The organism is Bradyrhizobium sp. SZCCHNR1043 (assembly GCF_032489675.1).
Lineage (GTDB): Bacteria > Pseudomonadota > Alphaproteobacteria > Rhizobiales > Xanthobacteraceae > Bradyrhizobium.
In genome coordinates, this window is the sequence record NZ_JAUEYN010000010.1 from 236,514 (window position 1) to 260,365 (window position 23,852).

Consider the following 23,852-nt stretch of genomic DNA (forward strand, 5'->3'; position numbering starts at 1 on the left):
CGTTCGGATGAAGATGCCGTCCTTCGGGCCTCTCGCTTTTCCTCTGCAGGCCCTGAGCTGGCTCGGCAATCAGGGCACCCGCGCCATCGTCGCGGTGCTGCTGCTGGCGATCGCCGTGCCGCCGCTCGGCGAGCTGGCGCGACCCTACGTCACGCACGCGATCTTCCTGCTGCTCTGCATCTCGTTCATGCGCGTCGACGTCGCGATGCTAACAGCGCATCTGCGCCGCCCGCTGCTGGTGGTGGCCGCGACGGCCTGGACCACGATCGCCGTGCCGGCGCTGGTCGGCTCGATCGGGCGCATCACGGGCGTCGATGCCACAGCACCCGACCTGTATCTCGCGCTGATGCTGCAGGGGACGGCCTCGCCGATGATGGCCTCGCCCGCGCTCGCCGCGCTGATGGGGCTCGACGCGACGCTCGTTCTCATCACGCTGGTAACCTCGACCGCGCTGGTGCCGCTGACGGCGCCGCTGTTCGCCTATGTGTTTTTGGGCGAGACATTGTCACTGTCTCCGGCCGCGCTAGGGCTGAAGCTCGCCGCCATCCTTGCGGGCGCCCTGGCGGCGGCCGCCGCGATCCGCCTTGCCCTCGGCATCGCGACGATCCGCCGCCACCGCGCGCCGATCGACGGCGTCAACGTCCTCATCCTGTTCGTGTTCGCGTCCGCCATCATGGCCCATTTCCTGGCCGACCTGGCCGCCAGCCCGTTCCGCATGCTGGGACTGGCGCTGCTCGCCTTCACCGTGTTCTTCCTGTTGCTTGGTACCACGATGCTGCTGTTTCGTGGCGCGGGCCGCGAACGCGCCATGGCGCTCGGCATGATGGTGTCGCTGCGCAACATGGGGCTGATGCTGGCGGCGACCGAGGGTGCGATCCCGGGCACCACCTGGCTGTATTTCGCGATGAGCCAGTTCCCGATTCACCTTGCCCCGCAGTTGCTGCGGCCGCTCGCCGAGCGCCTGCGTCCCAAGGCGCTTCCATCTGGCGGGACCGATCACGGCTTGACCAGCCCTGCATCGGAATGAGGCAAAGCAGTAACGGCATGCGGCCGCTTCGGCATGACGCGACGGCCAGCCGCTTACTATCAAGGCCGACATGGTTGTTGCTGGCGTGCAAGGCCGGCGCTACGCTCCGTGGCTGTTGGTGCAGGAGGATTATGTGACCACGTCAGACGATCAGAAAATTTCCGAAGACCGCCGCGATGCGCTGCGCTACGCGCTCGCCATCGGCTCCGGTGCCGCGCTCGCGTCCGCCATGACGACGACGCCCGCCTCGGCGCAAGCGGCCGACAACACGCTCGACCGCGTCCGCGCCAACAAGGTGCTGCGCATCGCCGTGCTGCCGGGCGAGCTGCCCTATTTCAACAAGGACCTCGCCTCCGGCACGTGGTCGGGCTTCTCGATCGAGATGGCCAACGACATCGCCAAGCTGCTCGACGTGAAACTCGAATATGTCGAGTCGACCTACGGCAATTCGGTGCTCGACCTGCAGGCCGGCAAGATCGATCTCGGCTTCGCGCTCAACCCGACGCCGCAGCGCGCGCTGGTCATCGACTTCTGCGGCACGGTGTTTCCGCATCCGTTCGGCGCGATGCTGAAGAAGGGGATGGAGGCCAAGACCTGGGCCGACATCAACAAGCCGGAAGTGAAGATCGCCGTCGACGTCGGCTCGGCCAACGAGGCGGTGGCGCGCCGTTTTGCGCCGAACGCGACCATCAAGTCGCTGAAGTCGCGCGACGAGGTGATGCTGGAGATGGCCTCGGGCCGCGTCGACGTCGTCGTCAACGCGCTGATCCTGGGCCTCACCGCAATCGCCAAGAACCCCAATCTCGGCACCTACAAGATCCTGCAGTCGCCCTCGGTCGCGATCCCCTCCAGCATGGGCGTGCGCCGCGAGGCCGACAAGCGCTGGCGCGACTTCCTCGCGGTGTGGATCGACTACAACCGCGGCATCGGCCAGATGCGCGAATGGTTCGTCAAGGGCCTGGGGCTGGCCGGCGTCAAGGCCGAGGACGTGCCGGTCGAGGTGAATATCTAAGCGAAGCTACGCTCTCTCCTAGCGTCATTGCGAGGAGCGCAGCGACGAAGCAATCCAGGACCGCGCGTGCCGCCCTGGATTGCTACGCTTCGCTCGCAATGACGGAGGCATTCGATGATGTATCGCCTCACGCCTTGTCGTACGTCATGCCGCGCTCGAAGCGGCGGCCGAGCAGCGTCGCCGGAAACAGGATCGCGAAATAGATCAGCGCGATGATGGTGTAGACCTCGAGCGGCCGGTAGGTGTCGGCATTGATCAGCGTCGCGTTGTAGACGAGATCCGGCACCGCGATCACCGACACCAGCGAGGTGTTCTTCAACTGCGTCACCGACTGGTTGACATAAGGCGCCAGCATCGGCTTCAGGGCCTGCGGCAGGATCACGAGCCGCATCATCCGCCACGGACGCAAGCCGAGCGCGCGTGCAGCATCCCACTGCCCGCGCGGCACGCTCTCGATGCTGCCGCGCACGATCTCGGCATAGAACGCCCCGGCATAGAGCGACAGCACGGTGACGGCGGCGACATGCGCCGGAATGTTGATGCCGATCACCACCGGGAATGCGTAGTAGAACCAAATGATCTGCACCAGCAGCGGCGTGCAGCGGAACAGCTCGATATAGCCGATCAGCAGCCAGTCGATCACGACCGGACGGCGCAGCCTGACGATGCCGACGACGAGCCCGATCACCGAGCCGAGCAGGATGGTGCCGAGCGTGTACGCCATGGTCCAGGCGAGCCCCACCCAGAACAGATGGCTGTACTTGGCGAGGATGGCGAAATCCCAGGTATAGTTCATCGCAGCTCCGGCGTGACGCGGTCGCGGCCCCTCACAGATACCGGCTCGGAGCAAAGGCGGAGGCGTCGAACGACGGCGTCTCGCCCGCGATCATCGCGGCGATCGCCGCGCCCGTGGCCGGCCCCGTGGTGAAGCCGATGTGCTGATTGCCGAATGCAAGCCACAGGCCGGAATGGCGCGGCGCCGGCCCGATCATCGGCAGCGAGTCCGGCAAGGTCGGCCGCGCGCCGCGCCAGGGCTGGGCCACGGCCTCGCCGAACTCGACCACGCCGCGCGCCAGCGGCACCACCTGTTCGAGCTGGGCGAAATTCGACGGCGCATCTCGATCGGTCAGCTCGACGCCGGAGGTGACGCGCACGCCGTTCTCCATCGGCGTCATCAGGAAGCTGCCTTCGGCGTCGTGGATCGGACGGTGCAGCATGCGCGCCGGATTGGGTGTGAACTCCTGGTGATAGCCGCGCTCGAACGCCATCGGCACGCGGTAGCCGAGCGACCTGAGAATGTCCGGCGACCACGGCCCGAGCGCGACCACGACCTGGCGGGCGCGGATCTCGCCGTCGCCGAGCACGACGCGCCAGCCATCGCCGTCGGCCAGCAAGGCCCTGATCTCGGACTGGCGCAGCACGCCGCCCGCGCCCTCGAACATGCGCGCATAGGCCTTGGTGACGTTGCCGGGCGAATCGACCGACGCCGTCTGGCTATGCAGCAGGCCGACCTTGTAGACCGGCAGCAAATTCGGCTCGAGCGCCGAGATGCCCTGGCGGTCGAGCAGCTCGCTCTTGATGCCGTATTCGGCCAGGAACGCCTGCTCGGCCTTGGCGGCTGCGATCGCATCGCTGCGCCACGCCTTCAGCCAGCCGGTCTCACGGATGCGCTGCGGCTCGCCAGATCGGACGATCCAGTCGCGATGCAGCGTCAGCGACGCGCCGATCAGGCCATGCAGCGCGGTCGCGCGCGGCTTGACGCGGGACTCCACGGCATTGGCGAGGAAGCGCAGCACCCATTCGAGGTTGCGCAGAGTCCACGATGGATCCCAGCGCACGGCCGTACTCCGATTGCGGAGATAGGACGGCAGCGCTGAGAACAGCGAGGGCTTGTTGAGCGGCAGGATCGAGCCGGAGGAGAGAATGCCGGCATTGCCATACGATGTCTCCTCGCCCGGCGCCTTGCGGTCGACCAGCACCACCGAGAACCCACGCTCCCGGATGGCGTAGGCGGAGGAGACGCCGACGATCCCCGCTCCCAGCACGACCACGTCGGCTGTCTGCTGCATACGCTCCATCGTCTCTCGATCCATCCGCCGTTTACATCAGGGTCAGGCCGCCATCGACCGGCAGCACCGCGCCGGTGACGTGGCCGGCATCTTTCGACAGCAAGAAGGCGACAGCCGCGGCGATGTCGTCGGGCTCGGCGAGGCGCTGTTGCGGATTGGCAGACGCCGCCGTCTGCCACGCGGCCGGATCGAGCGAGCCGAGCCGTCCCGCATCCTTGCGCGTATAGCCGGGCACGACGACATTCGCCGTGCCGCCGCACGCAGCCAGCTCGATGGCCAGACATTTCACCAGCGCCTCCAGCGCCGCCTTGGCGGCGGCCGAGGCCGGGAAGGTGCCGCCCGGCACGAAGCGGTGCGCGACGAAGCTGGAGATCGCGACCACGCGCGCATGGGTGCTCTGCACGAGGTCCGGGAGCGCGGCGCTGGCAAGCTCATGAAAGGCCGCCGGCATCACTGCGAGCGAGCGGTCGAGCCCGTCGCGCGGCAGATCGCGAAAGCTGCGGCGGTCGGCAAAGCCAGCGGCATGCACCACCGCGTCGATCCGGCCGAAACGCGTTCGTGCCGCAGCCGCCAAACCGGTGGCAACGCCCTGCCTGGCCAGGTCACCGCAATGAAACTCGGCTTCGGCGCCGGCCTCCCGGCACGCCACGGCGACGTCCCGCAGACGCGCGAGACCCGGTTCGTCAGCCCCCTGCCCGTGCAGCATCACGGCCTGCCCCGGCGCGGCCAGGCGGCGCGCCACGGCAGCGCCGATGCCGGCCCCGCTGCCGGTGATGATGGTGACACGCATCGCGCCCTGGTCTGCCCCTCGTTTCGCGGGGCGGACTATAGGTCCCGGACCTGCCGATGCCAACACGCGGACGGACATGCGCCGATGTCCGCCGCGCGGGACTGCCTGTTACCTCAGACGTTCGGAACCGTCCGAGCGAAGCTGATAAAATCAGTTGCTCAGCATTTGGCGCCGACGCTGCACGTCTTGGTCGACTGGGAGATCGTGCCGCCGGCCGTGCGGCATGCGGCGGCATTGGCGTTCACGCAGGCCACCTTCACCGACGTGCAGCCCGCATGATCGTTCTTCACACATTGCGTCTCGCTATAGGTGCTCAGCACGCTGCCGCCCTTCTTGCAGACGCACATTCCGGTGAGTTCGGCCTTCGCCGCAAAAGCGCTGTCGAGACCGCCGACTGCGGCAGCAACGAATAAAATCAGGTAAAGCAATACGCGCATCGTATCCTCCATGAACAGTGGCAATGCGCTCACTATGAGCGCTTCCTGCATGTTATACAACTTTAAATTGTTTCGATTGCCGACGAGGATCTCTGCCCGCGGCTCCTCGTCCACTGATGCAGGTCAGGTGGTGACGCGTGCCGCGCGCCGCAGGGCCTGCGGCGGCTGACCGAAGGCGCGAATGAAGGCGCGACGCATCCGCTCAGGATCGCGAAAGCCGGTCGCTTCCGCCACCAGCTCGATCGGCTGATGCGAGGCCTGCACCCGATCGCGCGCCACTTCCAGCCGCAGACGCTCGATCGCCTTCGACGGCGTGGTGCCGGTCTCGGCGACGAAGGCGCGGGTGAAATGCCGCGTGCTCATGCCGGCACGCTCGGCGAGATCGTCGACGGTCAGCGGGGCATCGAGGTGCTCCCGCGCCCAGGTGAGCAGATCCGCAAAACGGCCGCTCGGCGCCTTCAGCTCCAGCAGCGAGGAGAACTGCGACTGCCCACCGCTGCGGCGATGATATAGTACGAGCTGCCGTGCCGTCTTCTGCGCGATCTCCTCGCCGTGGTCGTCGGCGACCATGGCAAGCGCGAGATCGATGCCGGCAGTGATCCCAGCCGAGCTCCAGACATTGCCGTCGCGGACATAGATGCTGTCAGGCTCGAGCTTCACATGGGGGTAGGCGCGCAGGAACTGCCGCGTGCGCTGCCAATGCGTCGTCGCGCGCCGCCCGTCCAGCAGGCCCGCTTCGGCCAGCATGAAGGCGCCGGAGCAGATGCTGGCAAGACGAGTGCCGCGCTGCGCGACCTTACGGACGAAGTTCAGCGTGCATGCGTTGCGGCTCGCCGCTTCGACGCCCTCGCCGCCGGCGATCAGCAGCGTGGTCAGCGCCGACACCGGACCGAATTTGCGCGCCAACATCTCGGCCCCCGACGACGACCGCACGGGTCCGGGCGTGGCAGCGACGACCCTGATCGATGGCGCGGCGCGCGCATAGCGCGAAGCGATCTCGAACACCGAGATCGGCCCGGCGGCGTCGAGCAACTGAAAATCGGGATAGATGAGCACGCCGATCATGGTGGATGGCTCCGTGATCTCAAGTCTGAGGTCCCAAGCCTGAGATCCCAAGTCTGAGTGCCCAGGTGTGAAATCCCAAGTCTGTCTGGAAACGAGGGAACTTTGGCATATCAGCCATCCAGCGGACCATGCAGAATGACGGCCGTCAAGCACCAGACCTGCGAGCACCGCCATGGCCCAACCGCTCTCGATCGCTCTCGTCCTGTTTCCACATCTGACCCAGCTCGATCTCACCGGTCCGGTGCAGGTGTTCTCCAGCGTGCCCGGCGCGACGCTGCATCTGGCGTGGAAGAGGATCGAGCCCATTCCGACAGACTCGGTTCTCACTCTGATGCCGACCACGACCTTCGCCGACTGTCCGCAGGCGGACGTGATCTGCGTTCCCGGCGGCTTCGGCGTCGACGCCATCCTCGATGACGACGAGGTCATCGGCTTCATCCGCCGCCTGGCCGAAAAGGCCAGGTACGTCACGTCGGTCTGCACAGGCTCGCTCGCGCTCGGCGCCGCCGGCCTGCTGGATGGCTATCGCGCGGCGACCCATTGGAGCGCGCGCGAGTGCCTGCCGCTGTTCGGCGCGACCGTCAGCACCGAGCGCGTCTGCATCGACCGCAACCGGATCACCGGCGGCGGCGTCACGGCCGGCATCGACTTCGCGCTGACCCTGGTGGCGCAGTTGGTCGATCGTCAGACGGCGGAGGCGATCCAGCTCCGGCTCGAATATAATCCGGCGCCCCCTTTCACCGCCGGTTCCCCCGACACGGCACCGCCCGAAGTGGTGTCACGCATGCTGGAGCGGATCGCACCTTCCCGGAAGCGGCGGATTGCGGCGGCGGAGCATGCGGCGGCCGCCCTCAGGACCAACCCGACGTAGCGCAGGCTTGGCAGGCTCCCGAAAGCAAAAAGAGGCCGCCCGGAGCTGGGGACGGCCTCTTCCGATCGGATCATCTTGAGCGAAATCGAATCAGCTGCCAGGAGTCCAGGGCTGATAATCACCGGTGGCCTTTGGCCTGCGACCGCTGGCCAAGGTCGAGCCGGCCGGGCGATACGCCAGAGCAGTCCCCGTCAGGTTCGGCTGATGCGGCTTTTCCCACTCGCGCGGCTTGTAGCTGTCCTGAGTCGGCGGCACGTCGACCATGTGATGCATCCAGGCGTGCCATTCGGGCGGAATGCGGCTGGCTTCGGCCAGGCCGTTGTAGATCACCCACCTGCGCTCGAAATGCAGCACCGGATCGATCTTGCCGCCGGCGGTCCGGTAATAGCGGTTGCCTTGTGCATCCTGCCCCACGAGCTCGCCGAACCGCCAGGTCCACAATTGCGTGCCGAAAGTCTGGCCGTTCCACCACGTGAAGAGCTTGAGAAAGAACTGTTTCATGGGCTTGGGGCCGGTTCTGTGAAGGTCCCGGCTCTGATGCCACCCCGCCCGCATCTTGTCCAGTGTTGCACCGCCTCCGCCCGCGACGATGTATCGGTTCGCGGCGGGGAACGACATCCGCGGCCTGCGGTTAGGTCATTTTCCCCTGATGGAGCGATAGCGATGACCAGACTGAAGACATGGAGCACTGCGGCGGCAGTGGCGCTGATTCTGCCGCTGGCGGCAGCGACGACGAGCTTTGCCCAGGGTCCCGGCGGCGGCGGTCGTGGTCCGGGCGGTGGTGGTGCCGCCATCGGCGGTGGCGGGGGCGGTGGCGGTGGCGCGGCTATCGGTGGTGGCGGCGGCGGCGCGATCGGCGCCGGCGGACGCGGCGGCTTTGCGGCCGGCCCGGGTGGCGGCGGCATGAGCGGCGGCAGCTTCGCCGGACGCGCAGCCGTTGGCGGCGCAGCCCTGGCGGGTCGCGGCCCGGCGGCCGGCGCCAACGTCGCCGTCAACACTGGTGGCGGCCGCGGCAACTGGAGCGGCGGCAATTGGAGTGGCGGCGGCTGGCAGGGCGGTCACCGTGGCGGCTGGCATCGCCGCGGCGGCGGCTTCTGGCCGGGTGTCGGCGTTGGCGTCGGGATCGGATTGGGTAGCAGCTATGCCTACTACAATGATCCGTATTATTACGGGCCCGACTATTACTCCGACTACTCGTACTATGACGACTCTGCGCCTGTCGCCGTCATCGGAACCGAAGGCGTCGACCCGAGCTATTGCGCACGCCGGTACCGCTCGTATGATCCGGCTTCGGGAACCTATCTCGGCTATGACGGTTTTCGCCATCCATGCCCGTAAGAATCTGACGTAGTAGCTGCGACAATAAGGCGGCGAGGCCATGCTCGCCGCCTTTTTCGCGCCGCATTGTTGTTTGTTCTGTGTCTGAAGCGCCACGTTGCAGGCTGATTTTCGCCCATATTCCAAAATGTGCCCCGCGACATGCAGATGATCCGCCCGTTCCGGTCCAATATCGTTTGAGCTCGTGATTCTGCCCGTACGGGCCGTTTCGCAGGCTGGATTGATATCTCTCGATGGGCACATGGATTTTCGCGGGACTCGCGCAGTGCAAACGCCGCGGGTGAACGGCTTGGGCCTGCCACCCGCGGACGCGCCAGGAACTTCGAACAAGGAGGCGCGCCTTGCCGACATATCTTCACTGCTTGGACGCAGCTGCATCGCAACTCGGATGCATGTGGCCGGCCGCGGTGATCCCCGGCCCAGCTGGCGGACATGTCGATGATTGAGAAACGCAGATGACCTATCAGCGCCTCGCATTGGGGCTCGGTCTTGGAACGCTGCTGGCGATCGGCGCTGCGTCCACGGCGCTCGACATCAAGTCGCGCCACGACGCGGCCTGGGTGAATTCCTCGCTCGACATCCTGCAGAAGACCTCCGATCTGCGCCTGCTGCTCCGCGAAGCGGAAGCGACCTCTCGCGGCTACGCGCTCATCGCTGACGATCAGTTCAGGACGGAGTTTGCCGATGTCAGCACGAGAATCCCGGTCGCCATGGCCGAGCTGCGGCGCGCCGTGGCCGACAATCCCGAACCGCTGGAGCTTCTGACCGAGACCGAAGCCCTGATTGCCCGCAGGGTCGAGCTCGCTGCGGAGCTGATCCGGTTGCGCGCCGCCTCGGATCGTGCGGGGCTCGAAGCGCTCAGAAGCCGCGCCGAAGGCCCGGCGACCATGAGCGAGATCACGGCCCATCTCGACCGTTTCGTTGCCGATCAGCGCAAGCTGCTGACGCAGCGTTCGATGACGTCGAAGGCCACCGGATCGCTGCTGCTCACGATCGACCTGTGCGGCCTCGCGCTGCTGCTGATCATCGCCTTCTACCTCATCCGGCGGACGTATCTGCACGATCGTGCGCTGCGCGCGTCCCTGGTCCGCTCCGAAGCCGAGGCCATCTCGCTGGCGGAAAAGGCCGAGCAGCAGCATCTCGACTTGATCGCCGCCCATGAGAGGCTGCGCCATTCCGCCGACATCCTGCAAAGCACGTTCAACAGCATGGCGGAGGGCGTGCTCGTCATCGATGCCGCGGACACCGTGGTATTCTCGAACCCCGCGGTCGAACATCTGCTCGGCTACAGCCCGGGAAAGAATCTGACCGACGTCCGCGCGCACCTCCGCGTCTACGAAAGCGACGGCGTGACGCCGGTCGCAGCGCACGACCTGCCGACGCCGCGAGCCTTGCGGGGCGAGAGCTTCGACCGCCGCGAGCTGATCGTCTACCGGCCCGACCGGGACGAGACGCTGCGGCTGATGATCTCCGGCCGCCCGCTGCGCGACGCCGCCGGCGGCATTACCGGCGCGGCGATGGTCTATCACGACATCACTACGGCGCACGAGACCGAGCGGCTGCTGCAGCAGGCGCAGAAGCTGGATGCAATCGGCAAGCTCACCGGCGGCGTCGCACACGACTTCAACAACATGCTGACGATCATTACCGGCACCATCGAGACGCTGGCCGACGAGGTGAAAGACCGCCCCGCCGCCGCGGCGACCGCCGCGCTGATCGGACAGGCGGCAGACCGCTGCACCGAGCTGATCCGGCATCTGCTCGCCTTCGCCCGCAAGCAGCCGCTGCATCCGCGCGACAGCGACGTCAACAGCACGATCCTCGACATCGCAAAGCTGCTGCGTCCGACGCTTGGCGAGCAGATCGAGATCAACTCGATCCTCGAAGAGGAGACGCTGATCACGCATATCGACTCGGCGCAGCTCGCCAACTCGCTGGTCAACATGGCGATCAACGCCCGCGACGCGATGCCCAATGGCGGCAAGCTGCTGCTGGAATCGCGCCGGGTGGAGCTCGATGAGGCCTATGCCTCAGCCAACGCCGGCGCGACTCCCGGATCCTATGTCATGGTCGCCGTCAGCGACACGGGTACTGGCATGTCGCCGGAGGTCCGCGACCGCGCCTTCGAGCCCTTCTTCACGACGAAGGAAGCCAGCAAGGGCTCCGGCCTCGGCCTCAGCATGGTCTACGGCTTCGTCAAGCAATCCGGCGGCCACATCAAGATCTACAGCGAGGAAGGACGGGGCACCACGATCCGGCTCTACATCCCTACACCCAAGGGACAGGCTGCGAGCCCCGCTCCGCCCGAGCCGCCGCCGCCGCGCGGCGAGGAGACGATCTTCATCGTCGAGGACGATCCACTGGTGCAGGATTTCGTCGTCACGCAGTTGCGGAGCCTCGGCTACAAGACCATCACCGCATCGACCGGGGTCGAGGCGCTGGCCAAGATCGACTCCGGCCAAAGCTTCGATCTCCTCTTCACCGACGTCATCATGCCCGGCGGCGTCAACGGCAAGGAGCTCGCCGAGGAGGCGCTGCGGCAGCGGCCCGGCACCAAGGTGCTGTACACGTCCGGCTATACCGACAATGCGATGGTCGAGCACGGCCGCCTCGACCAGGCGGCGCTGCTGCTCACCAAGCCCTATCGCAAGTCGGAGCTCGCCAAGATGGTGCGGCTCGCGCTGGCCGGCGCCGCCGCGGACGCCTTGGCCGATGATGCCTTGGCCGATGATGCCTTGGCCGAGAACGCCTTTTCCGAGGACGCGCCGACGCGCGCTCACTTCTCCTGACTTGACCATCGCGCGGATTGGAACTGCAATCATCACGGAGCTCGGCGCCACAAATTCCGATGGAAACCTACCCCATGCAATTGGCAGGACGCGACGCGCTGCTTACAACTCACGACATTGGCTGACCGAACTATTCGCCATACACGATAGGGCAAGTCATAGTCACGATGCTGCTTGATCGACCGAGCGCATCCCGCGCCATTGGAAGCCACCGATGATCCGCCGGCGCGTGGTCATCAGGCTCGGCCTTGGAACTCTGCTCGCGATCGGCGCCGCGTCGACGGGGCTGGACATCAAGGCGCGCAACGACACCGCCCTGGTCGAGCACACGATGGAGGTGCTGGAGAAATCCTCCGAGCTCCGCGTCCTGCTGCGGCAGGCAGAAGCGGCCTCGCGCGGCTTCGCATTGTCCGGAGCCGACCGGTTCATCACCGAGCTTCGGGAGACGAGCGGATTTATCCCTGCAGCCTGGGCGGACCTGCAGGGGCTCGTCCGGGATAATTCCTCGCAGCGCGAGCGGCTGCGATCGATTGACGGCATCGTGCAGCGGCACATCCAGCTTGCCGGTGAGTTGATCCGTCGTCACGCGGCGAACGATCGCGACGGCCTGCAGGCGGCGGCGGCGAGCGCAGCCGGTCCGGCGGCGATGACGACGATCAACCAGGCGCTCGACGCCTTCACCGACGACGAGCGCCGGCTGCTGGCGGACCGTGCCACGATCTCGCGACGGACCGGATCCTGGCTGCTGGCGATCGACCTCGCCGGCGTCGGGCTGCTGCTCCTGATGTCGGCCTATCTCGTCCGGCGCGCTCATCTTTCCGACCGGGCGCTGCGCTCGTCCCTCACCCGGTCGCAGGAGACCGCGACCTCGCTGGAAGCCCAGGCCGTGCAGCAGCGCGGCGATCTCGCCGCCGCCTATGACGAGCTGCGCCGCTTCTCCGCCATTCTCACGAACACCTTCAACAGCATGGCCGAGGGCGTCCTCGTCGTCGATCCCGAAGGCACGATCATGCTGTCGAACCAGGCGGTGGGACGTTTCTTGGGAACGAATGTGGGCGAGACCTTCGTCGAGATGCTGGCCGCAAACCAGTTCTACGAGAGCGACGCCGTCACCCGCATCGTCGACGAGGAGCTCCCGATCGCGTGCGCCTTGCGCGGGCTGTCGTTCGACCGCCGCGAGGTCGTGGTCAAGCCGACCGACGGCCGGCCGCAGTTTCGCCTGATGGTCAGCGGGCGGCCGCTGCGCAATTCCGCAGGTGCGATCAGCGGCGCGGCGCTGGTGTATCACGACGTCACCGACGTGCATGAGACCGAGCGCCTGCTGCAGCAGGCGCAGAAGCTCGATGCCATCGGCAAGCTCACCGGCGGCGTCGCGCACGACTTCAACAACATGCTGACGATCATCACCGGGTCGATCGAGGTCCTGATCGACGCGGTGCAGGACCGGCCGGCGGCGGCCGAGTTCGCGGCCCTGATCGGCAGGGCCACCGATCGCTGCACCGAGCTCATCCGGCATCTGCTCGCCTTCGCCCGCAAGCAGCCGCTACGTCCGCGCGACATCGACGTCAACGCCACGGTGGAGGACATCGCCAAGCTGCTGCGGCCGACCCTCGGCGAGCAGGTCGAGATCAGGACCGTTCTCGCCGACGAGGATCTCATCGCTCATGTCGATTCCGCGCAGCTCGCGAACGCGCTGGTCAACATGGCGATCAACGCGCGCGATGCGATGCCCGACGGCGGCAGGCTGCGCCTGGAGACGATGAAGATCGCGCTCGACGAGGCCGACGCAGCCGCCAATCCCGGCATCGTGCCCGGCTCCTACGTCATGGTCGCGGTCAGCGACACCGGCAGCGGCATGCCACGGGAGGTGAAGGATCGCGCCTTCGAGCCGTTCTTCACCACCAAGGATGCCGGCAAGGGCTCCGGTCTCGGCCTCAGCATGGTCTATGGCTTCGTCAGGCAGTCCGGCGGCCACCTCAAGCTTCAGAGCGAGCAGAACCGCGGCACGACGATCCGGCTCTATCTGCCGGCGGCTCAGGCGGTGCAGCAGATCGAGCCGGAGCACGAGCGGGCGCTGCCGCATGGCCGCGAGACGATCCTGGTGGTCGAGGACGATCCGCTGGTGCGCGACTTCGTGCTCGCCCAGTTGCAGGGCCTCGGCTACACCACCCTCGTCGCCTCGCAGGCCACGGAGGCGCTGGCCATCGCCGCGCAGAGCCAGCCCTTCGACCTGCTGTTCACCGACGTCATCATGCCCGGCGGCATCAGCGGCCGGCAGCTGGCCGAAACCATGATGACGACGCGCCCCGCGCTCCGGGTGCTCTACACCTCCGGCTATACCGACGATGCGATCACCGAGCATCGGCAGTTCGTGCCGGACGCGCTGTTGCTGACCAAGCCCTATCGCCGCGCCGAGCTCGCGCAGATGGTGCGGCACGCGCTGGACGGCAGGCCGGCTGACGCTAGCCGCGGGTCGCCATCGCCACCGCAGCCAGCGTGAAGGCCAACGCGGCCACCTGCCCTGCCCCGAGCGGCTCGCGCAGCGCGATCGCGGAGGCCAAGACTCCGATCACCGGCACCGCCATGGTGCCGATCGCCGCGACGGAAGCCGGCAGCCGCGACAGCGCCGCGAACCACGCGACATAGGCGACGCAGAACTGGATCACGGTGGAATAGAACATCAGCGCCCAGTCGAGCTGGTCGAGCTTCGTCCAGTCGGAGTGCTCGACCGCGAATCCGACGATCACGATCGGCACGCAGCCGATGCCGATCTGCCAGGCCGCCGCCGACAGCGGCGGCAGCCTGATCGGGAGCTTCTTGGCCATGACCGTGCCGAGCGCGAAGCCGAACGCGCCGCCGAGCACCATCAGGATGCCCGGCAGCTTGTCGCGGCTGGCGGTGAGCCCGTTGCTGCCCATGATCGAGGCCAGCCCCGCGAAGGCCAGCACCAGCGCGAGCACGCGCAAGAGCGTCGGCCGCTCGCCCAGGATCGGCCACGCCAGCAGCGAGGCCCACACCGGCATGGTGTAGGCGATCAGCGCCGCCTCGCTGGCCGGCAGCCACAGCAGCGCCAGCCCCATCAGCACCATCCAGGCGGTGACGTTGAGCATCCCGGCCAGGATGAGCCGCGGCCAGACCTCGCGCGGCACGTCAAGGCTCTGGCTGCGGATGACGGCCAGCAGCGCCAACAGCAGCGCGCCGACCACCCCGGTGGTGCCGCGCAGGGTCAGGGGCGGCAGCACGCCGACCAGGTGCTTGGTGACCGGCCAGTTGAAGCCCCAGCCAAGCGAGGTGATGGCGAGGAACATCAGCCCGGCGGGCGTGATCCGCCCGCTGGCCACTGGCTTGTCTGTCATGGAATCACCGGCGCCGTCCGTGGGACGATGAGCTTGCCGGCGTTTTTCCGGCCACACCAGGGATTGTGGGGCATGCCTGCCCCGCGAACGCTCCGTAGGCGCCCGTGAGTCCCGCCGATGCAAGCAAAACACGTCGTCCGCACGCGAATAAATCTGCCCCTGTGAACAGCGGGACGAAGCCCTGTGGACAGCGCTCCGGGCAAATTTTTTCGGTTTCGAATCCGCGAGGACTCGCCGATAGTTACGGCCATCACGGTACCGGCACGCGCCCTGGTTTTCCCGTACTTTCCCCCATATTTAGTGTTTGGTTAGGGAACCCCCACTAGTCCTTGACGGGGGAAGCGGAGTCGTCCTAGCTTCCGGCCCGGTTCGGCGCACAGTCAGTTTCGGGTCTGGCCGGCCGCTTCCCAGCAGGGTTCGAGGACAATCACGCTCTTTGGCCAGTCGGCCCGGCGTGCGGGGCCTCGTCTGTCCCAGGCTGGGACGGTGGCAGCCGGTGTCCCCTTAAGGGAACCCCACTAGATGTGGGGGCTCCCCTGCGGTGATGACGGAGCCGGATGGCGGGCGTGATGCGTTGAGAGCGTGATGCGTTGAGACGGCGGCGCGGGCAGCGGACGGGCTGCACGGGCCGGCGAGGAAAGACGGGGCGAGACGCCGGTCAACGGCGCAAGGCCTTCGCCTTCGAGGCTGAACAGATGCGGACCGGGCAACCGGTTGAACTGCGGCGGCAGACGAAGTTTCCGGCAGCGTCCGGGGACTTCCAGCCGTCGCCCTTGGATGCAATGATCCCGGCCGCCAAGCGCGGTCCGGCAAGAACTATTGGGGCTCGCGATGCGGATTGAACGGCGCAACACCACCGAAGGACAGTCGCCCTATGCAGGGATCGACTTCCGCCTGACCACGTCCGAGATCAAGAATCCGGATGGCTCCGTGGTGTTCCGGCTCGAGAATGTCGAGGTGCCCGAGTTCTGGTCGCAGGTCGCCTCCGACGTGCTGGCGCAGAAGTATTTCCGCAAGGCGGGCGTCGCCGCGCGCCTGAAGAAGGTCGAGGAAGAGAGCGTGCCGTCGTGGCTGTGGCGCTCGGTGCCGGACACCGAGGCGCTGGCCGCTCTCCCTGAGAACGAGCGCTACGGCAGCGAGCGCTCGGCCAAGCAGGTGTTCGATCGCCTCGCCGGCTGCTGGACCTATTGGGGCTGGAAGGGCAACTACTTCTCCTCGGAGGAGGACGCGGTGGCGTTCTACGACGAGCTGCGCTTCATGCTCGCCAAGCAGATGGTCGCGCCGAACTCGCCGCAATGGTTCAACACCGGCCTGCACTGGGCCTACGGCATCGACGGCCCCGGCCAGGGCCACTATTACGTCGACTACAAGACCGGCAAGCTGACCAAGTCGAAGTCGTCCTACGAGCATCCGCAGCCGCACGCCTGCTTCATCCAGGGCGTCGAGGACGACCTCGTCAATGACGGCGGCATCATGGACCTGTGGGTGCGCGAGGCGCGCCTGTTCAAATACGGCTCCGGCACCGGCTCCAACTTCTCGCGGCTGCGCGGCGAAGGCGAGCGGCTGTCGGGCGGCGGCCGCTCGTCCGGCCTGATGAGCTTCCTCAAGATCGGCGACCGCGCCGCCGGCGCGATCAAGTCGGGCGGCACCACCCGCCGCGCCGCCAAGATGGTGGTGGTCGACGCCGACCATCCGGACATCGAGGCCTATATCGACTGGAAGGTGAAGGAGGAGCAGAAGGTCGCCGCGCTGGTCACCGGCTCCAAGATCAACCAGAAGCACCTCAAGGCCGTGATGAAGGCCTGCGTCAATTGCGAGGGCTCCGGCGACGACTGCTTCGATCCCGAGAAGAACCCTGCCCTGCGCCGCGAGATCAAGCTCGCGCGCCGCGCGCTGGTGCCCGACAACTACATCAAGCGGGTCATCCAGTTCGCCAAGCAGGGCTACAAGGACATCGACTTCCCGATCTACGATACGGACTGGGACTCGGAAGCCTATCTCACGGTGTCCGGCCAGAACTCCAACAACTCGGTGTCGCTGAAGGACGACTTCCTGCGCGCGGTCGAGACCGACGGCGACTGGAACCTGATCGGCCGCACCAACAAGAAGGTCGTCAAGACGCTGAAGGCGCGCGACCTCTGGGAGAAGATCGGCCACGCCGCCTGGGCCAGCGCCGATCCGGGCCTGCACTTCAACACCACGATGAACGACTGGCACACCTGCAAGGCGTCCGGCGACATCCGCGCGTCCAATCCGTGCTCGGAATACATGTTCCTGGACGACACGGCGTGCAACCTGGCCTCGGCCAACCTGCTGACCTTCTACAACACGGAAACGAAGCACTTCGACGTCGGCGCCTATGAGCATCTCTGCCGGCTCTGGACGGTCGTGCTCGAGGTCTCCGTGCTGATGGCGCAGTTCCCATCGAAGGCGATCGCCGAGCTGTCCTACGAGTTCCGCACGCTCGGCCTCGGCTACGCCAATATCGGCGGCCTGTTGATGACCATGGGCCTGCCCTACGACAGCAAGGAAGGCCGCGCGCTGTGCGGCGCGCTGTCGGCGATCATGACCGGCATTGCGTATAAGACCTCGGCCGAGATGGCCGGCGAGCTCGGCCCCTTCCCCGGCTACAAGAAGAACGCCGCGCACATGCTGCGCGTCATCAAGAACCATCGCCGCGCCGCGCGCGGCGAGGCGACCGGCTATGAGGCGCTCTCGGTCGCGCCCGTGCCGCTCGATCACGCCCACTGCCCGCAGGTCTCGCTGGTCAGCCACGCCATCCAGGCCTGGGACGACGCGCTCACGCTCGGCGAGACCAACGGCTATCGCAACGCCCAGGTCACCGTGGTCGCCCCCACCGGCACCATCGGCCTGGTGATGGATTGCGACACCACCGGCATCGAGCCTGACTTCGCGCTGGTGAAGTTCAAGAAGCTGGCCGGCGGCGGCTACTTCAAGATCATCAACCGCGCCGTGCCGGCGGCGTTGCGCGTGCTCGGCTATCGCGAGAGCGAGATCGCCGAGATCGAGGCCTATGCGGTCGGCCACGGCTCGCTGTCGAACGCCCCCGGCGTCAACGCCACCACCCTGAAGGCCAAGGGCTTTACGGACGAGGCCATCGCCAAGGTCGAGAAGGCGCTGCCGACCGCGTTCGACATCAAGTTCGTGTTCAACAAGTGGACCCTGGGCGAGGACTTCATCGTCAAGCAGCTCGGCGTCACCACTGATGCGATCGCCGCCCCCACCTTCGACCTGCTGACGGCCATCGGCTTCACCAAGCGCGAGATCGAGGCCGCCAACGTGCACATCTGCGGCGCGATGACGGTCGAGGGCGCCCCGCATCTGAAGGCGGAGCATTACGCGGTGTTCGATTGCGCCAACCCCTGCGGCAAGATCGGCAAGCGCTATCTCTCGGTCGAGAGCCACATCCGCATGATGGCGGCGGCGCAGCCGTTCATCTCGGGTGCGATCTCCAAGACCATCAACATGCCGAACGACGCCACGGTCGAGGACTGCAAGGCGGCGTATCTGCTGTCGTGGAAGCTTGCGCTGAAGGCCAACGCGCTCTACCGCGACGGCTCGAAGCTGTCGCAGCCGCTCAACTCGCAGCTCATCGCCGACGACGAGGACGAGGACGATGCGGTCGAGTCCTTCTACGAGAAGCCGATGGCCGCGCGTGCCACGCAGGTTTCGGAGAAGATCGTCGAGAAGCTGGTCGAGCGCATCGTCGTGATGCGCGAGCGCGAGAAGATGCCGGATCGCCGCAAGGGCTACACCCAGAAGGCGGTCGTCGGCGGGCACAAGGTGTACTTGCGCACCGGCGAGTATGACGACGGCCGTCTCGGCGAGATCTTCATCGACATGCACAAGGAGGGCGCGGCTCTGCGCTCCTTCATCAACAACTTCGCCATCGCGGTGTCGCTGGGTCTGCAGTACGGCGTGCCGCTGGAGGAGTATGTCGACGCCTTCACCTTCACCCGCTTCGAGCCGGCAGGTCCCGTGCAGGGCAACGACTCGATCAAATACGCGACGTCGATCCTCGACTACGTGTTCCGCGAGCTCGCCGTCAGCTACATGTCGCGCTTCGACCTCGCCCATGTCGACCCCTCCGAGAGCAACTTTGACGCGCTCGGCCGCGGCGTCGACGAAGGCAAGCCGTCGGAGGACGGGAGCCAGCAGGCCGCGAGGTACGTGTCGCGCGGCCTGACCCGCTCCCGCACCGACAATCTCGTCGTGATGCGCGGCGGCTCTTCCTCACCCTCCCCTGCAGGGGGAGGGTCGATCGGAAGCGCAGCTTCCGATCGGGGTGGGGTGACTGTCACCGCCCTCTCCCATGCCCGCGCCGGCGATTCCGTCGAAGGCGCCACCGCCCTGAAGCAGGAGCCGCAGCACGACCTCTCGCCGACCGAGAAGCTCGAGGCGCTGCAATGGAGCAAGGCCGGCACGGCGAACACCCAAATCGCCTCCAAGGCCGAACGCCGCGCCGAGGCCAAGGCCAAGGGCTACGAAGGCGAGATGTGCTCGGAGTGCGGCAACTTCACGCTGGTGCGGAATGGGACCTGTATGAAGTGCGATACGTGCGGAAGCACGACTGGGTGTAGTTAATCAACAAGCAAGGGCAGCGTCGTCGTCGCGACGACGCTGCCCTTAAGCTCGTGGGAGAAATGGATGTCAAAGAAGCGTGACTACCATGTTGTGCCCAACAGCGAACACGGCGGCTGGGACGTACGGCGCGAAGGCTCCGAAAGGTCAAGCGGGCATTTCGATCGAAAGTCAGATGCTATGGAACGAGGCCGGGATCTAGCCCGAGATCGTAGAACAGAACTCGTCGAGCACGGGCGAAATGGCCGCATCCAGGATAGCGACAGCTATGGAAACGATCCAAATCCACCACGAGATCGGAAGCATTAGGTCCGATTAGAACATCTAGATCAATCCAATCCAAGTGTGGGCGTCGAGATGGTGATCGGCCAAGGAGCCATAGGAAGTTATCCGATAGGCGGCGGCCTTTCCCTGGACACACATCAGCGCCTTATTCAAGGCAGCACTACCGTCAAGCTGGTTGTCAGTGGGCTGATAATCCCGGAAAAGAGAGTCGGTGAAGGCATTCTACTTAAATCAGCATCGTCAATTTGGGACGAGATCGCTCGAAGACTCTCAAACGATTGGAATGTCGCTTATCAGCTGAGTCCGCAGACTTGGGAAGAAATCGTTGCCGGGGCATTTCACAAGTCCGGCTACGAAGTAGTTCTAACACCTCGGACCGGCGACCACGGGCGCGATGTTATCGCTGTGAAATCGGGCATCGGATGCATTAAGATTATTGGTTCTGTGAAGGCTTACCGACAAGACCGCTTGGTTTCCTACGATGACGTTCGTGCATTGATAGGGGTTATGTCGGGCGAACGCGATGTGTCTAAGGGATTGATCACCACGACGTCCGACTTCCCGCCAAATATTGAGAGAGATCCATTCATTGCTCCTTTCCTGCCAACACGCTTGGAGCTGGTGAACTTCAGGAAGCTTCAAAAATGGCTTACCGATCTGGATAGCCCGTCGTCAGCCTAGGTCGGACTAGCGGAGCGTAAATCGCCATTCGACTGGATTAGCAAGCGTAGGGCGGATTAGCGGAGCGTAAGCCGCCGCTTGACCGGAGCGGCGCGTTACGCTTCGCTAACGCGCCCTACGCCGCGAGCGCTGAGCTCCACCTCGCTCACCACATGCACCTCCACATCTTCTCCGATCTCCACGCCGACATGGCCGACATCAAGCGATCGAGGCGCTGCCCGGGGTCGATGTGGTCGTCGTCGCCGGCGATGTCTGCGAGGGGGCGGTGAACGGCTTTGCGGGGCTGCGCGAGATCGTGCCGGAGGGCGTGCCGATCGTCATCATGGTGATGGGCAACCATGAATATTATCACCGCACCTACCCCGAGGAGCTGAGGCTGGCGCGGGCCGGGACGGCACGGTTCGGCGTGCATCTCTTGGAGAACGAGGCGGTCGTGCTCGCGGGCGTGCGCTTTGCGGGCGCCACGCCGTGGATCGACTATGCGATCTTCGGCGCGGGCTCCGAGATCCACCCCATGGCCGTCTGCCGCGACCGGATGAACGACCATCGCCGTATCACCTGGCGTAAGCAGCCCTGGCTGCGCTTGCGGCCGCAGGAGGCGCTCGGCCTGCACCATGTTCGTGTTTGGCGAGACCGAGGCACTTGAACCCTGCCCGAACATCATACCGCGCCCCTGTACGATCCCGGGATTTCACGGAGGACCGGAACGATCGCCGTCAAACGGAAGTTTGCTACGAACCCAACAACGAAGGAGGTTCGTTCATGAAGATGGCAATGGTTTTGACGGCGGCTCTGTTCGCCGCTTCGCCGGTGTTCGCCGCAGAGACCGGCGCAAGTTCGCACGGCGCGTCGAAGAAGGCGCCCGGTCAACAGATGCAGCGTAGCAAGACGTCGACGGCGCCCGGCGCTTCGGAGTACGCGCCCGGTCACCAGAGCAACACCGCCGCCGGCCCGGGGCATTCCGAGAGCGCTCCCGGCCAGCGCATGACGACCACCGGCTCCAGCACGCATAGGAAGTAATGGGCGCGCGAACGGGATACGATCCCGCTTCCCGGCCCGCCTCTCGCGTGAAGACACAGAAAAGCCGTAAGCCTCTCAGTTCATCTTCCATGACATCCGAGGAGTCACATGCGCAAAGCGATCTTCATCTTGGCAACATCGATTTCAACCGCGCTGGTCATGCCTGCCAGCGCGGCGCCCCGCGCTCCCCTTCAGGTCGATCGCGGCGCTTCTGATCTCATCGAGGTGAGAGGCGGTCATGGCCATGGTCATGGTCATGGCTGGGGCCGCGGAGGCGGTCACCGGGCCTTCGGCTGGAGTCGCGGCCGAAAGGTCGGATGGCGCGGCCATCACTGTCCGCCGGGCCATTGGAAGAAGGGATGGTGCTGATCGGCCGACCACGCCACGCGCGCGGATGAGCGGATCGTGCTCGACCGCCCGGCGACGCTGCGGAGTCGTACCTACCGCGGCCCGGACGGGTGACATTGTTGGCACGCCGACGGCGGCGCTTTGCGCATCCCATCGACTCGTCGCGCTGAGCGATACAGCGCCCTCTCCCCTTGTGGGAGAGGGCATCTCCGCCCCGCCCACGGACTCGATTGGGTGAGGGGTATCTCTCCGCAAACGATGCGCGTGGAGGCAGACCCCTCACCCGACCGAGCTTGCCGACATTCCTGACATGCCCTCTCCCACAAGGGGAGAGGGCGCATTCATGGGCGCCGCGCGTTTTCTTCCACGCACCGCGATGATCAGCGCGCGTAGCCCGGATGAGCGAAGCGACATCCGGGACCGCACGACCTGCGCATGAGACCCCGGATATCGCTTCGCTCATCCGGGCTACTTAGCGGAAGCACACCGACGTATCGCCCGCCACGAACGAATTCCCCGGCATCGGCCGCAGCGGGGTCAGCTTGGCGTTGCTCGCCAGCAGCCGTTTAGAATAGGCGCCGAGCGCGGCATTCATGGTGTTGAGCCGATCCTGCGCGTCGGTGCGCTGCAGCGGCAGGGTGATCACGCCAGAGTTGTAGACCTCCGCACGCGACCATTGCTGGCCCTGCACGATGCGGCCGACGAGGCGCGACTTCAAATCGGCGGCGCTGTCGCCGGCGGCGCTCTTGGCCCCGACGACGTTCGGCGGCAGCAGGCTGGGGTTGACGATCCAGCCGCGCGGCTTGGCGACGTTGTTGCCGAACAGGATCAGCTCGTCGAGCGTATTGTTCAGCGCCACATAGTCGCGCAGCGGCAGGCTGGCGTCACCCGTGCCGGTCTCCTGGACGTGGCTCGCCAGATGCGGGCCGGTGGCGCAATAGGTGCCGAACGCGAGCTTCACGCCGGCGGAGCTCATGGTCATGTAGCTGCCGACGTCCGAGCCGCCCGGCGGCGACGGCGCGTCGTCGCCGCAGAAGGTGCCGTGCGACGAGGCATCCTGCAAGGAGTGCAGATAGAGCCCGATCCGGGCGATCTGCACCGGCACCGGCGGCTTCCTGGGGTCGTCGAACAGCACGCCGGTGGTCCGGCTCTTATCGTCCAGCCAGGACTTGAGCTGGGTGTAGTCGACGACGCCGTTGCTGTTGTCGAGCACCTTCGGTCCCGAGGTGATGTTGATGGCCGGTCCGATCGCGTAGTTCTCCAACAGCGGCACGTTGCCGCTGATCGACACGTTCGCCAGACATTGCGGGCCGCTGAAGTTCGATGACCCGTTCGGCGTCGTGAATCCGGCGGTGCACAGCAGACCCGGGGCCTCGTCGCCCTTCATGGCCCATTGCCGGAGATCGTACAGCGTGCCCTGATAGACGCTGTCGATGGTCACGGGATAGCCGGGCGGCGGATAGTGGAACGGATACACCGCCTGCACGCCGCTGGCGCCGTGCACGTCGGTGCCCTGCCCGTTCGGCGAGAAGTTCAGGAGATAATGATAGAGCGGCCCATCGGTGGTGTTGTTGGTGCGCTGGAAGCCGTTGAACTTGGCGGTGATGTAGCCGGCGCCAGAATTGGTCGATGTCGCCTGCCCGCCGCACTGATCGATCGGCGCATATTGCGCGTAGTCGGAATTCTCGTTGTAGGCAGCGATCCAATAGGCCACGTCGGCGCGATAGCCGAGCGCCTGGGCGATGAAATAGGTGGAGTCGGCATGAACCATGCTGCGGCCGGGCGGGATGACGGCGAACTGCACCGCCTCCAGCAGGCAGCCGCGGTTGAGCGCTTCCGCCGGATTGCGGCACGCGCTGGCCGGCGCGAGACAATTCCTCAGACCGCCCTTTACGCGCGGGACGCAGATGTCCTCCAGGAACGCGTGCGCGGTGCGCGGCGCGGTCAGCCCCCAGCCGAGAACCGCCGATCCCACGACGACGGAGAGGGTCGAAAGTGCAATGCCAATGCGCATGGAAACTCCTTGGTCATTCGAAATGCAGCAGGCGGGGAGGTGAATAGATGGCAAAACGCCATCGTCCGGCCGGCCGGAGGTTGAAACGCTGATCTTGTCCGCGATGCGCGCATCACGGATTCGGCAGGCCAGATTTGATCCGATCTCA

19 protein-coding genes are annotated in these 23,852 nt (G+C 65.9%); 11 read left to right on the forward strand and 8 right to left on the reverse strand.

The window, feature by feature from the left end; genetic code table 11:
* The first annotated feature begins 13 nt into the window (after positions 1-13).
* Both QX039_RS19210 and QX039_RS19215 read left to right on the forward strand, forming a co-directional pair.
* On the forward strand, positions 14-1,027 hold the full coding sequence (locus QX039_RS19210) for a Na+-dependent transporter (protein ID WP_315738308.1): 1,014 nt from the start codon (positions 14-16) through the stop codon (positions 1,025-1,027).
* A 133-nt stretch (positions 1,028-1,160) separates the two neighbouring features.
* Positions 1,161-2,039: a transporter substrate-binding domain-containing protein gene (locus tag QX039_RS19215; RefSeq protein WP_315737759.1), complete on the forward strand. Its 879-nt coding sequence runs from the start codon at positions 1,161-1,163 to the stop codon at positions 2,037-2,039.
* A gap of 127 nt (positions 2,040-2,166) precedes the next feature.
* Here QX039_RS19215 and QX039_RS19220 read toward each other — a convergent pair whose 3' ends face one another.
* From QX039_RS19220 to QX039_RS19240, 5 genes are all read right to left on the reverse strand, one after another.
* Positions 2,167-2,835 carry an amino acid ABC transporter permease gene (locus QX039_RS19220; protein WP_315737758.1) on the reverse strand — a complete coding sequence of 223 codons (669 nt, stop codon included), beginning with the start codon at positions 2,833-2,835 and terminating at the stop codon, positions 2,167-2,169.
* 31 nt (positions 2,836-2,866) lie between these two features.
* A complete protein-coding gene (locus tag QX039_RS19225) occupies positions 2,867-4,117 on the reverse strand; it encodes an FAD-dependent oxidoreductase (protein WP_315737757.1) in 1,251 nt (416 codons plus the stop codon).
* Positions 4,118-4,139: 22 nt separating this feature from the next.
* Positions 4,140-4,898 (reverse strand): SDR family NAD(P)-dependent oxidoreductase, encoded by a 759-nt coding sequence (locus tag QX039_RS19230; RefSeq protein WP_315737756.1) that lies wholly within the window; start codon positions 4,896-4,898, stop codon positions 4,140-4,142.
* A gap of 158 nt (positions 4,899-5,056) precedes the next feature.
* Positions 5,057-5,386 (reverse strand): hypothetical protein, encoded by a 330-nt coding sequence (locus tag QX039_RS19235; RefSeq protein WP_315737755.1) that lies wholly within the window; start codon positions 5,384-5,386, stop codon positions 5,057-5,059.
* Between the two features lie 72 nt (positions 5,387-5,458).
* Positions 5,459-6,400, reverse strand: coding sequence for a GlxA family transcriptional regulator (locus QX039_RS19240; RefSeq protein ID WP_315737754.1), 942 nt, complete (start codon positions 6,398-6,400; stop codon positions 5,459-5,461).
* Between the two features lie 172 nt (positions 6,401-6,572).
* Between QX039_RS19240 and QX039_RS19245 the strand changes: the two genes are divergently transcribed.
* The gene (locus QX039_RS19245) at positions 6,573-7,271 is read left to right on the forward strand and encodes a DJ-1/PfpI family protein (protein ID WP_315737753.1); all 699 of its coding nucleotides are present in this window, start codon (positions 6,573-6,575) and stop codon (positions 7,269-7,271) included.
* Between the two features lie 90 nt (positions 7,272-7,361).
* Here the strand turns inward: QX039_RS19245 and QX039_RS19250 are convergent, their stop codons facing one another.
* Positions 7,362-7,772 carry an NADH:ubiquinone oxidoreductase subunit NDUFA12 gene (locus QX039_RS19250; RefSeq protein WP_315738307.1) on the reverse strand — a complete coding sequence of 137 codons (411 nt, stop codon included), beginning with the start codon at positions 7,770-7,772 and terminating at the stop codon, positions 7,362-7,364.
* Positions 7,773-7,934: 162 nt separating this feature from the next.
* Between QX039_RS19250 and QX039_RS19255 the strand changes: the two genes are divergently transcribed.
* From QX039_RS19255 to QX039_RS19265, 3 genes are all read left to right on the forward strand, one after another.
* Complete coding sequence (locus tag QX039_RS19255; protein ID WP_315737752.1) at positions 7,935-8,609, forward strand: BA14K family protein; 675 nt, start codon at positions 7,935-7,937, stop codon at positions 8,607-8,609.
* 455 nt (positions 8,610-9,064) lie between these two features.
* Entirely contained in the window at positions 9,065-11,398 is a 2,334-nt protein-coding gene (locus tag QX039_RS19260; RefSeq protein WP_315737751.1) for a CHASE3 domain-containing protein, read from the forward strand.
* 214 nt (positions 11,399-11,612) lie between these two features.
* Positions 11,613-13,898: a CHASE3 domain-containing protein gene (locus tag QX039_RS19265; RefSeq protein WP_315737750.1), complete on the forward strand. Its 2,286-nt coding sequence runs from the start codon at positions 11,613-11,615 to the stop codon at positions 13,896-13,898.
* Here QX039_RS19265 and QX039_RS19270 read toward each other — a convergent pair.
* Positions 13,861-14,754, reverse strand: coding sequence for a DMT family transporter (locus QX039_RS19270; RefSeq protein ID WP_315737749.1), 894 nt, complete (start codon positions 14,752-14,754; stop codon positions 13,861-13,863). The genes QX039_RS19265 and QX039_RS19270 overlap by 38 nt on opposite strands.
* Positions 14,755-15,585: 831 nt before the next feature.
* On the opposite strand from QX039_RS19270, the gene QX039_RS19275 reads away from it, so the two are divergent.
* The 5 genes from QX039_RS19275 to QX039_RS19295 all read left to right on the forward strand — a co-directional run bounded on the left by QX039_RS19275 (position 15,586) and on the right by QX039_RS19295 (position 21,342).
* Positions 15,586-19,359 carry a vitamin B12-dependent ribonucleotide reductase gene (locus QX039_RS19275; protein WP_315772237.1) on the forward strand — a complete coding sequence of 1,258 codons (3,774 nt, stop codon included), beginning with the start codon at positions 15,586-15,588 and terminating at the stop codon, positions 19,357-19,359.
* 63 nt (positions 19,360-19,422) lie between these two features.
* A complete protein-coding gene (locus QX039_RS19280) occupies positions 19,423-19,665 on the forward strand; it encodes a DUF2188 domain-containing protein (protein ID WP_315737747.1) in 243 nt (80 codons plus the stop codon).
* Between the two features lie 48 nt (positions 19,666-19,713).
* The gene (locus tag QX039_RS19285) at positions 19,714-20,322 is read left to right on the forward strand and encodes a restriction endonuclease (protein WP_315737746.1); all 609 of its coding nucleotides are present in this window, start codon (positions 19,714-19,716) and stop codon (positions 20,320-20,322) included.
* 229 nt (positions 20,323-20,551) lie between these two features.
* Positions 20,552-20,968 (forward strand): hypothetical protein, encoded by a 417-nt coding sequence (locus QX039_RS19290; protein ID WP_315737745.1) that lies wholly within the window; start codon positions 20,552-20,554, stop codon positions 20,966-20,968.
* A 116-nt stretch (positions 20,969-21,084) separates the two neighbouring features.
* Positions 21,085-21,342: a hypothetical protein gene (locus QX039_RS19295; protein ID WP_315737744.1), complete on the forward strand. Its 258-nt coding sequence runs from the start codon at positions 21,085-21,087 to the stop codon at positions 21,340-21,342.
* 820 nt (positions 21,343-22,162) lie between these two features.
* On the opposite strand, the gene QX039_RS19300 is transcribed toward QX039_RS19295, so the two are convergent.
* Positions 22,163-23,704, reverse strand: a complete 1,542-nt coding sequence (locus QX039_RS19300) for a hypothetical protein (RefSeq protein ID WP_315737743.1) — start codon at positions 23,702-23,704, stop codon at positions 22,163-22,165.
* Positions 23,705-23,852 lie beyond the last annotated feature (148 nt).

Coding starts and splice junctions, on each gene's coding strand:
- QX039_RS19270 (WP_315737749.1), bottom strand. CDS start 14,754: ATGACAGACAAGCCAGTGGCCAGCGGGCGGATCACGCCCGCCGGGCTG.
- QX039_RS19230 (WP_315737756.1), bottom strand. CDS start 4,898: ATGCGTGTCACCATCATCACCGGCAGCGGGGCCGGCATCGGCGCTGCC.
- QX039_RS19245 (WP_315737753.1), top strand. CDS start 6,573: ATGGCCCAACCGCTCTCGATCGCTCTCGTCCTGTTTCCACATCTGACC.
- QX039_RS19250 (WP_315738307.1), bottom strand. CDS start 7,772: ATGAAACAGTTCTTTCTCAAGCTCTTCACGTGGTGGAACGGCCAGACT.
- QX039_RS19260 (WP_315737751.1), top strand. CDS start 9,065: ATGACCTATCAGCGCCTCGCATTGGGGCTCGGTCTTGGAACGCTGCTG.
- QX039_RS19220 (WP_315737758.1), bottom strand. CDS start 2,835: ATGAACTATACCTGGGATTTCGCCATCCTCGCCAAGTACAGCCATCTG.
- QX039_RS19210 (WP_315738308.1), top strand. CDS start 14: ATGCCGTCCTTCGGGCCTCTCGCTTTTCCTCTGCAGGCCCTGAGCTGG.
- QX039_RS19280 (WP_315737747.1), top strand. CDS start 19,423: ATGTCAAAGAAGCGTGACTACCATGTTGTGCCCAACAGCGAACACGGC.
- QX039_RS19265 (WP_315737750.1), top strand. CDS start 11,613: ATGATCCGCCGGCGCGTGGTCATCAGGCTCGGCCTTGGAACTCTGCTC.
- QX039_RS19255 (WP_315737752.1), top strand. CDS start 7,935: ATGACCAGACTGAAGACATGGAGCACTGCGGCGGCAGTGGCGCTGATT.
- QX039_RS19275 (WP_315772237.1), top strand. CDS start 15,586: ATGCGGATTGAACGGCGCAACACCACCGAAGGACAGTCGCCCTATGCA.
- QX039_RS19235 (WP_315737755.1), bottom strand. CDS start 5,386: ATGCAGGAAGCGCTCATAGTGAGCGCATTGCCACTGTTCATGGAGGAT.
- QX039_RS19225 (WP_315737757.1), bottom strand. CDS start 4,117: ATGGAGCGTATGCAGCAGACAGCCGACGTGGTCGTGCTGGGAGCGGGG.
- QX039_RS19240 (WP_315737754.1), bottom strand. CDS start 6,400: ATGATCGGCGTGCTCATCTATCCCGATTTTCAGTTGCTCGACGCCGCC.
- QX039_RS19295 (WP_315737744.1), top strand. CDS start 21,085: ATGAAGATGGCAATGGTTTTGACGGCGGCTCTGTTCGCCGCTTCGCCG.
- QX039_RS19300 (WP_315737743.1), bottom strand. CDS start 23,704: ATGCGCATTGGCATTGCACTTTCGACCCTCTCCGTCGTCGTGGGATCG.
- QX039_RS19285 (WP_315737746.1), top strand. CDS start 19,714: ATGGTGATCGGCCAAGGAGCCATAGGAAGTTATCCGATAGGCGGCGGC.